Here is a 13,054-nt window from a genome sequence, read left to right as displayed (position 1 = left end):
AGAGATCGTCCTCAAACAAGGAGAGGAAAATAGCTCAGCGCTCTTTGCGCAGTGAGATTGGAAATTTGAGCGTTTGGCCATCACGCGCGGCAAAAGCGCCGGCAAACCTGTCTTTGGCCAGTTTCTCCATCTCGTCCAGTTGCTCGTCGGTACGTGTCGGATCGTGGTGAAACAGCGCAAGCCCGCGCGCGCCGGCGGCCTCACAGAGCTTGACGCCCTGTTGCCACGTCGAGTGCCCGTTACCGCGGTAGCGCTCCATTTCCTCCTCGGTGTAGGTGCAATCGTAAATGACCAGGTCGGCATCTTCGATCAGCCGAAGCACCGCCTGATCGAGTTTGCCCGGCTCGTGCTCAGTGTCGGTGATCACCGCCACGACGCGGCCGCCCCATTCGACCCGGTAGCCTATGCAGCCGCCCGGATGGGTAAGACTGCCGGTTCGCACCACCACCCCTTCGCGCGGGCGAAGCACATCTCCGGATACGAAATCGCGGCAGTCGAGGCTTGCCTTGCAGATATTGAGTGTCACCGGAAACCACGGCGGCCGAATGAACTCATCGACCATCTCGCGGGTCGTCATGCGTCCAGCGAGATGCCCGGACCAGAGCGTAAGCTTGATGCCCCGTTCATACATAGGCTTAAAAACCGGCAGCCCGATGATGTGATCGTAGTGGCAATGGGTGAAGAACAGGTCGAAATCGGTCACGCCTGACGCGCGAAGCACCGCACCGGCAGGCCGCAGGCCAGAGCCCGCATCGAACAAAAGCGTATGCTTGCCGCATCGCATCTCAATGCAGTTTGTGTTGCCGCCATAGCGAGAGAATTCTGGCCCCGATACCGGAATGCTGCCGCGGACGCCCCAAAACCTGACCAGGAAACCGTCGTCGTCCATGCTACCCCTTAGCAGTCCAGTCGCCCATCGTAGCCAAACAACTGTTGCTAGGCGAGACAGGTTTTTCTCCTGGTGACCTTGTCAGTAAGAGGCCAGTGCCATCACGCGGCGAGGATCGAGCGCACGTCATTCGTCATTTGGCGCTTCGTGCGTCGATCAGATCCGCTGTCGTATGGCTCAGGCGATCGGCAAGAACCCGCACCATCTCGATGGTCATTTCCGGGAACTCCTTCATAAGCCTCAGGAAATGATCCTTGCGGATTCTCAAGACTTCCAGCGGACTTGCCGCTCTGACGGTGGCAGTGCGGGAGCTGTTGCACAATATGGCGATCTCGCCAACAATCGAATTTGGCAACAGTTCGGCAACCTTTATCGGCCCGCTGTCGGAATCGACCAGAATATCCGCCCTGCCTGAAAGGATGACATAGGCGGCGTCTCCCTCGTCGCCCTGCCGGAAAAGGATCTGGCCGGTGCTGTAGCTCACCCGATCGGATGTGAACGCGAGCAGCTTGAGCTTTGTCGGCTCGATGCCAGAGAACAAGGGAACGCGTTGCAGCATTCCTACTTCATCCTTGAGCAGCATTTTCGCAAACCTTCCCAAAATTCGCGTTTGCCAGACTAGAGCAACGGCCGCCCAGATGGAATCAATTCTGTTACCGGATGGCCAGACGAGCCACGAGAAAGGTGGCGAGCCCGATCAGCCGGAAACCTTAATCCTTTGACCTTGCAGCAAGTTCCCACCGGCAGAATGATCCCATCTGAATGTCCAATGCTCTATGACAGCAATTCCTTGAAAATACCGTTCCCTGCCAAAAGTGTCTCGTGTGTTCCGTCTTCCACCAATTGACCCGAGTCGAAGACGATAACGCGATCGAACATCATCGCCATTGCCGGATTCGTCACGACCCACACAATTGCCGGCGAATGGCCGTCGCACCTGGCTTCCTCGAGCACGTTTCGCAGCACCTTATCCTGCATGCGCTGGTCGAGCGCCGACAGCGGCCGGTTGAGAATGAGAAAATCGGGACGCTTGAGGAGGGCCCGGGCAACATCGAGCTTCTGTCGCTGTCCACCGGTCAGCCGCCTGCCGCCGGAGCCGACGTTGAAGTCCAGGCCGACATCCAGAAGTTCGGAATAAAGCCCCAGTTCGTCAAGAATGTCATAGACGATGGAGCGTATGCGGTCCGGCGCGTCGGGATGGTTGTTGCCCACACGCCCGAACAGGACGTTGTCCATGACGGTGGCCGCGGCAATGTATTTGGCAGGATCATACCGTTCGACGGCATTTTGCAGTTCGGGCGGCAGGTTTTCATAGAACCGGTTGCGTGCAGCGACGATCTTGTTCATCAACTCGTCGCTCAGCAGGCCGAAGCGGTGCCGGGGCTCGATATAGGCAAAACTCAAGGTGACGATCATGGCGCGATCGTTCTCCGAAACCGCCTCGTGAGGACGGTTCTTGAGCCGTTGCAGCAAGGTTTCGTAGGCGGGTATCTCCTCGGCGCTCATGAAGGCGAGCTGCTGGAAGAATTGGTGATCGGGCGGCAGGTCGGCAAACAGCTCGATCGCCTGTTTGGCGATCTCCATGCCCATTTCGTAGAGCGTGAGGTCGAGGCCGGCTTGCTTCAGCACAGAAACAAAATAGGGATTGGCCGCTAGGGCCCTGTCAGCCAGTTCGGGGCCGGCGGCAGCGCCGAAGAGCAGGTTTTGGCCGATCGTTGCTTCCTTGTTGTAGGCGCCGGGTTCGAAAGGAACCACCAGTCCGCTCAGCCCTTCATGTTCCAGCCGGGTTCGCAGCGCCGCACGCAGTTCGATGATCCGGCTGGCAAGCTCCGTGTGACGCGTGAGGTCGGCCGAAGAGCGCAAGCCAAGATCCAGAATGTCGCGCGACAGAACAACCGCGTCGAGCACCCGGCGCACGGCTTCAAAGAGGTCGTGCGGGCCGGTAGCACCGGCGGAAGCATAGTCGATCCAGTCGCTGTGGATATCAAGATCCGGATTGCCCGACCGGCGTGCTTCGTCGATGTTCCAGCGGTGCTGGTCTGCCGCAGCACCGTCATAAGGCACCGATGTCAGCGGCGCATGCTTCAACCCGTAGAGCAGGTTATCGCGGAGGCTTGCCTGGAACAGGAAAACATCCGACGAGGCATAGGACATGCGCCGGCCGGTCACTGCTTCGGGGAGTTCAAGCAGGTCGTCGGCGCCCGAAGCGACTCTTCCGCTGTCCGGCCAGTTCAGCCGCGCGAATGCTTCTGCAAGCGCCTCCGCTCCACCTGTTGCGGTACTGACCAGCGCCACCGTCTCACCCGGCTTGATCTGGAGGGAGATCCGGTTGAGGAGCATTGCACCGCCATCGTCCGCTATGGACAGACTGATCGCCGACAGGGGGTTGGTCATCGGATCGGGATTGTCGATCGTCAATGCCGCGATTTTCGGCGCGATGAGACCCTCGACGGTGAACTGTTCAACGACCTGTTGATATTTGACCTGGACATCCTGCCGGTCCTGATCCCAGTCGATCAGTTCCTTCATCGGTCCGGGCAGGTCCTTGTAGGCGCCGATCACGGCCACGAGCTGGCCGACGTCCAGCCGCCCCTGGATGACCAGATACCCGCCGATCATGTAGAACAGAAAGGGCGTGAGCTGCGCGAGAAAATTGTTGAGGAACTTCACCATGAATTTCCATTGGTAAAGGTCGAAGCGGATCTTGAAGATGAGCCCGAGCCGGGCAGCTATGTCGGCGCGCTCGTAGTTTGATGTATCGTGGACGTGAACCGCGCCGATACCGTCGACGATTTCGCCAACCCGGCCCGAAAGCGCGCGCGCCGTCAACTGCCGTTGGCGCCCGAGCACGATCAGCCGCCGCCGCATTCGCGGGATGAGCACGATCTGGATCACCACGATCACGACGGCTATCATTCCGAGCCAGACGTTCTGGATCATGATGAACAGCATAGCCGTCAGCGCCTGGCCGCCGAGCAGTACCGGCTGCAGGAAGGCATCGCCGATGAAGCCGCCCAGCGGCTCCACCTCGTCCTTCACCATGGTCGCCACTTCGGCGGATTTCACCCGCTTGAAGTAAACCGGCGGAAAACGCAGCACACGGTCGACCAGATCGAATCGGATACGCCGCAACATGCGTTCGCCGAGGCGGCCCTTGTAGGTGTTGATGTAGAGTTTGAACAGGCCGTTGATGACGACCAGCAAGAGGAAGACAAGGCTCAGGGCAAACAGCGTCGCCGTGCGGTCGAGTTGAAAACCGGAGAAGAACTGGACCTCGCCAATGAACGGCAGGTTATAGTGCAGCCTCATGAAGGGCAGGGTCGCGCCGGGTTGCTCGAACCCCTTGCCCTGGATCGGGCCGTTGACGATCAGCTTCGGCAGGTCGAAGGACATGAAATACGGGATCATCGAAAGCAGGACGATCATCAATATCCAGATCTGCTGCTTCTTAGTGTGCTTCCAGATGTAGCGGGCTAGGCTAGGTTCCATATGCGACTGTGGACCCTTCAGTTGGAAGGATGCAGGATGCAAAAGCACCTGCCGGCGAATGGCGTATCGGCGATGTCTTCGTCGCCAGCGACACGCTCGAAGCTGCAGTGCATGGAGGACGCCGACGGTCCGGACAGATGCAACCGGCACTCTCCGGCACCGGGCAATGGAGAAGCGGCTAGCAGCATATTCATGTCCGCGGATCAAACAGCCTTGCTGGGGGCAAGATTGCGTTGTGTCGCCCGAAATCCCACCATACAAGACGAATATGATGGATGTCACGCAACCACGCAATGCCGGCATTGACGGGCACGAGCAAGCCCTGGACCTCACGCGGGGAATCGCTGCCTATGTCAACCACCCTCTCGTGGCCGGGCTGGCGCGCGTCCTCGCCAAGCATCCGAAGGCCGATATCGCCAACGCCTTCAACCACAAGCAGGTCGCCTGCAAGATGTGGGCGCTCGACAGGCTGTTAGAAAGCTGCGGCGGCCGGTTCGGTCGCATATGGGTTTTGGGTGGATGGTACGGTGTCTTGCCGGCAATGCTTTTCAACGACGCCCGTTTCGACATAGCGGCGGTCGACAGCATCGACATCGATCCCGAAGTCGGCGCGGTCGCCCGGACCCTCAACCGGGAAGCCGGCGACCGGTTCCGCGCGCTGACGGACGACATGTACGCACTCGACTATGCGGCCGGAGGGGCCGACCTGATCGTCAATACGAGCTGCGAACACATAGCCGATCTGCCCGCCTGGCTTTCCCTGCTTCCGCGGGGCACGACTGTGCTACTGCAATCGAACGACTATTTCAGCGAGCCGACGCATATTAACTGCGTGGCTTCACTGGCGGCCTTCGAAGCCATGGCGGCGCTGCGGGAGATCAGGTTCTCCGGCGAACTGCCGACAAAAAAATACACGCGCTTTATGCTGATCGGGACTGTTTGAAGCGCGTTGCGCCAATCCAACCCAGACGCGACCCGCGTTAAGTTTTCAGAGACCAGCTTCGATACCGCTCGCGCAGGACTTGCGCCGAACGGTGCGCGCCTTCCAGATCGAGACGATGCGCGGATGGCGCCGGTCCCGCAAACGCCTGTTCGATCGCTTGCCCCAGACCTTCAGGCGTCAGGTCGTTTTCCGTCAGCACCGTTGCCAGGCCCAGCTCTTCGAGCATCAGGGCGCGAACCGTCTGTTCGGTTTCGCCGCCGGCGGCAAAGGGAACGAGCAACGAGCGACACCCTGCGCGCAGGACATCGCAGACCGTGTTGTAACCCGCCTGCGAGACCGACAGGCGGGCGCCGGTCAGCAGGCTGGCGAAATCCTCGCGGAACCGGAAGATGGACAGGTCCGGCGTGACATCGCGTGCGATCGCGTCGAACTCGTCTTTCGGCAGGTTTGGGCCGGTGATCAAGCACCATTTCCAACCGTTCTTGGCATTCCGTGCCGCTGCGATGGTGGAGCTGACAAGGCTCTTTCCGGCAGCCCCGCCGCCAACCGACACCAGAACGTCGAAGCGCTCGGAGGCCGCGGGCGATGGCGGCGCGGCAACGAGCCCTGTGTAGGTGACCTCGGCCCTGATCGCCCCAGCCAGTGGAAATGTCTTATCGATGGTTGCGAAAGCCGGATCGCCGTGGACCATAACAAGGTCGAAATGCCTGTTGATGAGATCGACCGTTTCCTCGTTTCGGCCCGGCTTGACGCGTTCCTGAAGGATATCACGGACGGACGTCACCAGCAGCGGTCTGGGCGACGCCGCCTCGATGGCATCGATCAGCGGCAGGAGTTCGAAACGCATCTGCCGGCGTCCAAATGGAAACGCCTCGACAATGACGATATCAGGCCTGCAATCCCGGAATGCCTGCAGCAGCATCTCTGAACGCCGTTTCTTGAAATCATCGTCGACGGGTTTGCCCCGCAGATCGACAAGTCCGGAAAATCCTTCATCGCCGGAGGTGACAGGTGGCAGGATTACAGATTTTACACCCAGGGCAGGAAACCCAGCGATCGGTGCTCCGCCGGTCACGACGGTTACGTCAAACCCGTCATCGACCAGAGCTGCCGCGACGCGGCTGGCGCGCGCGAGATGGCCGATGCCGAGCAGGTGCTGGACATAGAAGAAAGCGCGCAGCCGCTTCATTCGGCGGCCCGCCACTCCCGCTCGAACAGTTCCTTGAGCTGTCCAATGCTTGCCATATGATCGAAATTGCCGCGCACGCGCGCCTCTGCGGCGTCGCCGAGGCGGGCGCGCAGCACGGGATCACGGATCAGGCGCTCCAGCGCCTGTGCCAGGGCAATTGGGTTTTCCGAGGGAACCAGCAGCCCGGTTTCATCCGGCAATAAAAGCTCCGGCACGCCGGAAATATCGGTCGACACGCAGGCTAGCCGCTGGCTAGCCGCCTCCACCAGAACATTCGGCAGGCCGTCCCGGTCGCCATTTGCGGTGATCCTGCAGGCCAGGGCGAAGATGTCGGCGCAGCGGTAGTGCTCGAGCACCTCCTCCTGCGCAAGCGCACCTTTCCAAGAGACGCGACCATCCAGTCCGAGCTTTTGCGCCAGCGCCTTGAGCCGTTCCAGTTCCTCGCCGCCGCCGATATGCTCGAAACGCCACGCCAAATCACCAGGCAAGAGGGCAAGGGCCTCCAGCAAGGTATCGTAACCTTTCTTTTCAACGGCGCGCCCGACACTCAGAACGATAACCGGTTCGTCCGGCACCGAGCCGTCATGCTGTTTTCGCACCTCGCCGAAAATGCCGAAGCGATCAAGGTCGAGCCCATGATAGCTCAGATGCACAGACGGCTTGCCGTTAGCGAGTTTTTTCAGGCGGTCGAAGCCGGTTTTCGTGCAAGTGACCGTCCAGCGCGCCGAGGCAAGCTTGCCAGCCAGATCCCAATCCGCCGAAGTCCAGATGTCCTTGGCATGGGCCGAGCAGCTCCAGGGGAGGCCACGAAGCTGGCTGGCATAGCGCGTCACCGATGCCGGCGTGTGCGCGAAATGTGCATGCAGCCAGACAGCGTCTTCCGGCCATTCGGCCGCCAGCACGAGCGCTTGCCCGAAGCGGCGCACGCGATTGCGCGTAAAGTCGCGGGGGAGATCGGCGGCCAGCGATCCGAGCGCGCGCCAGAAGCGGGGCCGCAGCAGATAAGCAAACAGCGAGCGAACCACGCGCAGCGGCTCGTCATGCAGATATTCCGGCAGATAATGAACGGGCGCTTTGATCTCGTCATGCACGGGGTGGCGTTTTGCGTCGGTCGGCCGCCTGAGCGCGAAGAGTATCAGGTCGAACCCCGCACGCTCCAGACCGAGCAGCTCCTGGGCGATGAAGGTTTCCGACAGCCGCGGATAGCCCTTCAGAACCACGACGATCTTGCGATGTTGCAACTCAGTTCATTCCCTCAATGACCGAAAGGTGATGGCCGGCCCGCCGGTCGAGCAATTCCGCGACGATTTCGGAAATATGAGGCAGCCCTTCCAGCGTCAGATGCGGATTGCTCTGCGATGGGCGGGGCCGGTCCGGCAGCACCTCCAGTGCATCGGCAAACCGCTGGGAATCCTCGGCTTCTTCCGGCAAAAGCATCTCGATAAGGCCGAGTTCGGCTGCGCGCCGTGCACGGATCAGTTGTTCCTCGCGAGGCTTGACGCGCGGCACGATCAGCGCCGGCTTGTCGAAAGACAGTATCTCGCAATAGGTGTTGTAACCGCCCATCGCCACCACCGCCTTGGCGCCGGCAATCAGGTCTTCCATGCGGTTGTCGAACTCGATGATCTTGATATAGGGGATCTTGGCCCCCTTCCTGAGCAGCTTGTTGCGCTTGCGCGCTGGCATGTAAGGCCCAAGCACGATCAGCGCCCTATGCTGCAATTGCGAATCCTGCTGATAGGCATCGATGACGTCGTGAATCAGCTCTGCGCCGTCACCGCCGCCACCGGTGGTAACGAGGATATAGTCGCCCTCGGGCCGGTGGCCCGGCAACTCGTTCTTCTGCAGGCTCCGTTGCAGGAAACCGACGAATTTCATCTTTGCCCTGACCGCCGGCGGCACATCCAGGCCGGTCAACGGATCGTAGAAATCCGGCGGACCATAGACCCAGACCTTGTCGTAGAACAGGCCTATCTTGCGCATCACATCCCTGCGTGCCCACTCTGCTTCGAGCAGATGCGGCGCGTCCATCACCTCGCGCAGCCCAAGCACGAGCGTGGTGCCCCGCGTCTTGAGGTAGGACAGCGTGTCCTCGATCTCGCCGCGCAGGCCGAGCGGTTCCTTGTCGACGATGAAGATATCCGGCCGGAACGTCTCGGCGGTGTGGCGGATGATCGATTGGCGCATCCTTAGCGTCTCATGCAGATCGATATCCTTTTCCAGCGAGGTGTATTCACCGTTGCGCAACTTGATGACGCTGGGGATCTTCACGAAGTCGACACGGGCGCGGTAGTCGAAGGCGCCAGCGATAGTCGCACCTGATATGATAAGCACCTGAAGTCCGCGGAAATCCTCGACCAGCGAATGCGCGATCGTCCGGCAGCGCTGCAAGTGGCCGAGCCCGAACGTGTCGTGGCTGTACATGAGAATTCGAGCGTTATGTACGTGCTGGGTCATTGTTGAACGTCTCTTAGAATTCTCGCCTTGAGGACCGTGAGCGACCGCAGGCTTCGAAACCATCCCGGTCTACCGATCTGTTTTGAAACATGAGGGCGCAATTTTCAATTCGTATTACCCAGGAGGGTCCAAGGATGACGCTCTTCTTGATCGTGTCTTCAAGCTGATCGTCGTCCGCATACGACGTTCGACAATGTCGTCCAAAGCTCATTATCACTCCAAAGGTCGGGCTATCCGAGCCGCCGCGTGACAGCGCCTCGTGGCTGAAAGTGGCGCCGGCTATCACCAATTTGAAGGTATCCTGTGGAATGCCTGTCAGATAGGCTTTCTAATTACCTGAGCCCGAAACTGGATGGAATGGCGAATATCGCCTCGGCAGGAGCGGGCCGAGACTCCCTACTATTGTTTTGGGATGGATCGAAGGGCAAAGCGGTGTCCAAAAGATCGGCAGAAGCCATCCCTCTTGATTCCAATTAACTCCTATCTCTCCGAACTCCACTGGTTTCAGAGCGGTGAAGGCGAATTCCGCTATCCTGCCAATATACCCAATTGCTTGATCGGCATAAAGGACAAGTTCGCCGGGCTTCGCAATCTACGCCACATCGTCAATTGAGCCTCGGATATGGGCAAGCTGTTGATTTTCAAGAGACATATTTAGATTGGGGCCTTGAGACAGCGAGAGCAGCGAGAAAATCTGACGGTACATAAGCGCTCGAGAGCGCTTGGCAACATACCGTCGGATACATAAACGCTCTGACGGTATCAGCCTGCAACTCGGCGGCGGTTTCGATGTGGGGCGGCCAATGGCTTCCGCACCGAACCTAAGATACTCCGTTGGATCCTCGTTTATGGCAGACGTGCGTGGTCTGGCGTGCTTGCACTATGCGGGCTTCAACCCGAGGTGAGCTCGGCAAGTTCTTCGGCCGCTTCATTGATTCCGTGTGCAGCCGCTCGCTCGAGCCAAAGGCGACCGGCAACTGGGTCGCTGTCCCCGGCGAGACCTTTGGAGAGATAGCGTCCGAGCATGAGTTGGGCTTGACCATGCCCGCGCCCGGCGGCGGCGGCGAACCATTTCTGCGCTTCCGCCTGGTCGACCGGCAGACCATGGCCGGCTGCGTACAGCGCGCCAAGCGCAAACATCGCCCCGGCGTGGCCATCGACTGCTGCCCCCTGGAACAGCTGCACCGCGGTCTCTGGCGCGCGCGTGCCCCCACGCCCGTTGAGCAGCATCTCGGCAAGCGCCACCTGCGCGTCGAGCACGCCGCCATTGGCCGCCCGGGCAAACCACAGGCGGGCCTGTGTTGGGTCGGCCGCCACGCCGCGTCCATCCTGCAGGAGGCGGGCATACATATATTGCGCCTCGGCGACGCCTTCGGCCGCGCGCCGCAGCCATTGCGCCGCCTGCTCCTCGTCCTGGCGGACGCCAACCCCATTGGCGAAGCAGAGCCCAAGATTGAAGGCCGCAATCAGGTCGCCCGACGTTGCGGCCGCCTCGAACCATCCGGCAACGCTTGCGCGGTCGTCCGGCTCGCCGGCTCCGCCGAGGACGAGATTGGCGAGGTCGATCTGTGCTTCCTGATTGCCGCGATTTGCGGCAGCGCGCAGCCAGCGTGCCCCCTCTTCGACGTCCTCGGCCACGCCGTTCCCCGTCAGGTAGAGAGATGCCAAAGCGCGGGCTGCGGCTTGGTGACCCGCTTCGGCCGCCCGCCGATACCAGTTTGCGGCTTCTGCAAAATCCGGCCGCTGCGTCTTCACATAACGATCGCCGAGGAGATAGGCTGCTTCGATATTGCCGGCCAAGGCGGCACGTCGCATCCAGGCCTCTCCGGCAATGATATCTTGGTCGACGAGTCCACCGTCAACAAGTGCCAATCCCAACCGGAACTGGGCGGAGGGAAGGCCCTTCTCCGCAGCAGCCTGATACAGTTGGACGGCTGCTGCCATGTCGCGTGCCACGCCGAGCCCGTGCTCGGTAAGGACTGCCAGAAGATAGGTAGCGGTCGGCAAGCCGGCGTCGGCAGCGCGTCTTACCTCGTCGGCAATCCTGACCCGATCTTCGCCTTTGCCACGCCGGGCTAGTGACAGGGCAAGGCCGAGACACCCTTCGGCGCAGCCAGCCAAAGCCGACTTCTCGTACCAGCGGTGCGCCGCATCTGCATCGCGCATCGGTTTGGGGCCGCTGGTAAGGATGTAACCGAGGATCGCCTGTCCGGTTGCCGAGCCCGCCTCGGCCGCCCTGGTTGCAAAGTCGAACGCGGCCGTGAAGTCCGGTTTGCCCGAGGAATCCGGTTTGAACAATTGCGTCGATTCGGCGCCCTTGCCGTCAGCTTCCTTGGTCACCAGCCCGGTCAGGTAGAGAGCGGCGAGGAGCGCTTGCGCATCGGCGCTCCCGTGATTGGCTGCCCGCAGCAGCCATCGCGCACCTTCCATACGGCTCGGCGGCACACCCGAGCCTTCGAGATAGCAACGCGCGACCCGGTACTCGGCATCGACAATCCCCGCGCGCGCCGCCACCGCCATAAGCGGAAAGGCTTCGGCGGGCTTACCGCCGTCAGCGAGCTGGATCGCCCGGCGCAACGCTGCCGCCGGGGAGGCGAAACCAGTCAGCCGATCCAGGATTGTCATCGATCCGAGCCTCTATTCCTCCAGTGCCCTATGGCTCCCGCATCGCCTCCTGGCCGATCGGGAGCATCACACCGAGAATGTACTTGAGCACTGTGCGCCGGCCGACCTTTACGTCGGCGGTCACCGGCATGCCGGGGCTGACGGTGAAACCGGCAGGCACGCCGTGGAGGGCGACCTGGTCGATGGAAATCCGCGTGCGATAGAACGGTTCGGCGTCCGAAGGCAGCATGGCCAGGGAGCTGTTCGGATCGCGCGCCTGGTCCTGCGCAGAGAAGGAATCAGGGCTGAGCGTCCGCACGGTGCCATGAGCGAGGCCGTATTGCGAATAGGGGAAGGTGTCGAACTTGATGACCACCTGGTCGCCGACATGCACAAAGCCGCTGCTGCGACCGACGATGTTTGTCTCGATCTCAAGCGGCGCGTTGGCCGGCACCAGCGTAATCAATCGCTCGCCGGACTGCAGGATCGAACCGACCGAGACCTTGGCCACGGATTGAACGATGGCGTCTACTTCGCTCCTCAACTCGACCAACTGCTTGCGCAGCTTTGCCTTGTTGAGAAGTTCGCGGGCGTCGGAGATCCGCGAACTCGCCTCCGAAAGGCTCTGCGAAACATCCGCTCGCCAACCCTGAATGTAGCCGTTGCGCTCTGCGGCTACCGCCGCCTGCTGGAGCTTCGCGGCTTCTGCAGTCTGCTCGGCATTGCCGAGCGCCCTGGACATTTCCGCGCGATTGTCCTCGGCGAGCAGTGTGTTGAGGCGGCTGCCCACCTGTCTTGCTTCGAGCTGCTTGCGCATCTCTTCGATCGAGCCCGCGACCGCGAGCCGCTGGCGGTAGCCATCGGCATCCGATAGCGAACGCGAGATTACCGAACTGAGTTCGTCGCGCTGGCGGTCGAAATTCTCAACCTTGGCGTCGTAGACCGCCTTGCGGCGCTCAAAGATCGATGCCTGCAGGGTCCAGCTTGGGTCGAGACCGTCATAGTTGAAGGTCTGGCCATCCGCTTCAGCCTTCAACCGCGCCACTTCGGCTTCGAGCGTCGAAACCTGCATCGCAAGCGCCGCGAGGTCGGCTGAAGCAAAGGTCGCATCGAGGCGAGCAAGCACTTGACCGGCCTGCACGTGCTGTCCTTCACGAACATCGATCGAGCGCACGATCGCGGTCTCTAGCGGTTGTACGATGATGTTGGGCGATTTTGACACCACGAGCCCTCTGGTCGTCACGACCTGATCGACCGGTATCAATCCTGCCAGGGCGATCAGCACGATGACCAGACTTGAAATGATCCAGACGATGCCACGCGCCGCGTGCGGAATAGGCGCATTGGCAACAGCCGTCGACGGCCACTGGAACTCGAGTATGGCTGGCATCGTCGGGTCCCTCGTTTCCATCCGATGCCGCCGAGCGGGGAGGGTGGTGAGCGAGGTACTACTCATGGGTTACCGGACCTGAAGCGCAAATGA

The 13,054-nt window shown here is 60.9% G+C and carries 9 protein-coding genes; 1 reads left to right on the top strand and 8 read right to left on the bottom strand.

The window, feature by feature from the left end; all coding sequences use genetic code 11:
• Positions 1-34 precede the first annotated feature (34 nt).
• From AC1DXU_RS12800 to AC1DXU_RS12790, 3 genes are all read right to left on the bottom strand, one after another.
• Positions 35-889, bottom strand: coding sequence for an MBL fold metallo-hydrolase (locus AC1DXU_RS12800; protein ID WP_477368825.1), 855 nt, complete (start codon positions 887-889; stop codon positions 35-37).
• 133 nt (positions 890-1,022) lie between these two features.
• On the bottom strand, positions 1,023-1,472 hold the full coding sequence (locus AC1DXU_RS12795) for a cyclic nucleotide-binding domain-containing protein (RefSeq protein WP_477315417.1): 450 nt from the start codon (positions 1,470-1,472) through the stop codon (positions 1,023-1,025).
• 191 nt (positions 1,473-1,663) lie between these two features.
• Positions 1,664-4,378 carry an ABC transporter transmembrane domain-containing protein gene (locus AC1DXU_RS12790; protein ID WP_477368823.1) on the bottom strand — a complete coding sequence of 905 codons (2,715 nt, stop codon included), beginning with the start codon at positions 4,376-4,378 and terminating at the stop codon, positions 1,664-1,666.
• Between the two features lie 271 nt (positions 4,379-4,649).
• Between AC1DXU_RS12790 and AC1DXU_RS12785 the strand changes: the two genes are divergently transcribed.
• Positions 4,650-5,321, top strand: coding sequence for a class I SAM-dependent methyltransferase (locus tag AC1DXU_RS12785; protein ID WP_477368962.1), 672 nt, complete (start codon positions 4,650-4,652; stop codon positions 5,319-5,321).
• A 37-nt stretch (positions 5,322-5,358) separates the two neighbouring features.
• Here AC1DXU_RS12785 and AC1DXU_RS12780 read toward each other — a convergent pair whose 3' ends face one another.
• The 5 genes from AC1DXU_RS12780 to AC1DXU_RS12760 all read right to left on the bottom strand — a co-directional run bounded on the left by AC1DXU_RS12780 (position 5,359) and on the right by AC1DXU_RS12760 (position 12,961).
• Positions 5,359-6,510 carry a glycosyltransferase family protein gene (locus AC1DXU_RS12780; protein ID WP_477368821.1) on the bottom strand — a complete coding sequence of 384 codons (1,152 nt, stop codon included), beginning with the start codon at positions 6,508-6,510 and terminating at the stop codon, positions 5,359-5,361.
• Positions 6,507-7,751, bottom strand: a complete 1,245-nt coding sequence (locus tag AC1DXU_RS12775) for a glycosyltransferase family 4 protein (RefSeq protein ID WP_477368819.1) — start codon at positions 7,749-7,751, stop codon at positions 6,507-6,509. Before AC1DXU_RS12775 ends, AC1DXU_RS12780 begins: the two co-directional genes overlap by 4 nt.
• A gap of 1 nt (position 7,752) precedes the next feature.
• Complete coding sequence (locus AC1DXU_RS12770) at positions 7,753-8,967, bottom strand: glycosyltransferase family protein (protein WP_477368817.1); 1,215 nt, start codon at positions 8,965-8,967, stop codon at positions 7,753-7,755.
• An 891-nt stretch (positions 8,968-9,858) separates the two neighbouring features.
• Entirely contained in the window at positions 9,859-11,487 is a 1,629-nt protein-coding gene (locus tag AC1DXU_RS12765; RefSeq protein WP_477368815.1) for a tetratricopeptide repeat protein, read from the bottom strand.
• A gap of 133 nt (positions 11,488-11,620) precedes the next feature.
• On the bottom strand, positions 11,621-12,961 hold the full coding sequence (locus AC1DXU_RS12760; RefSeq protein ID WP_477315429.1) for an HlyD family type I secretion periplasmic adaptor subunit: 1,341 nt from the start codon (positions 12,959-12,961) through the stop codon (positions 11,621-11,623).
• Positions 12,962-13,054 lie beyond the last annotated feature (93 nt).

This window comes from Mesorhizobium sp. P3_A10, from assembly GCF_056403175.1.
The sequence above is the reverse complement of the archived record's forward strand: the minus strand, read 5'-3'. Positions and strand labels throughout refer to the sequence as shown.

Bases quoted from the DNA above. Each gene is read 5' to 3' on its own strand.
- AC1DXU_RS12800 (WP_477368825.1), bottom strand. From the start codon at position 889: ATGGACGACGACGGTTTCCTGGTCAGGTTTTGGGGCGTCCGCGGCAGC.
- AC1DXU_RS12795 (WP_477315417.1), bottom strand. From the start codon at position 1,472: ATGCTGCTCAAGGATGAAGTAGGAATGCTGCAACGCGTTCCCTTGTTC.
- AC1DXU_RS12790 (WP_477368823.1), bottom strand. From the start codon at position 4,378: ATGGAACCTAGCCTAGCCCGCTACATCTGGAAGCACACTAAGAAGCAG.
- AC1DXU_RS12785 (WP_477368962.1), top strand. From the start codon at position 4,650: ATGGATGTCACGCAACCACGCAATGCCGGCATTGACGGGCACGAGCAA.
- AC1DXU_RS12780 (WP_477368821.1), bottom strand. From the start codon at position 6,510: ATGAAGCGGCTGCGCGCTTTCTTCTATGTCCAGCACCTGCTCGGCATC.
- AC1DXU_RS12770 (WP_477368817.1), bottom strand. From the start codon at position 8,967: ATGACCCAGCACGTACATAACGCTCGAATTCTCATGTACAGCCACGAC.
- AC1DXU_RS12765 (WP_477368815.1), bottom strand. From the start codon at position 11,487: ATGGCGGTGGCGGCGCGCGCGGGGATTGTCGATGCCGAGTACCGGGTC.
- AC1DXU_RS12760 (WP_477315429.1), bottom strand. From the start codon at position 12,961: ATGCCAGCCATACTCGAGTTCCAGTGGCCGTCGACGGCTGTTGCCAAT.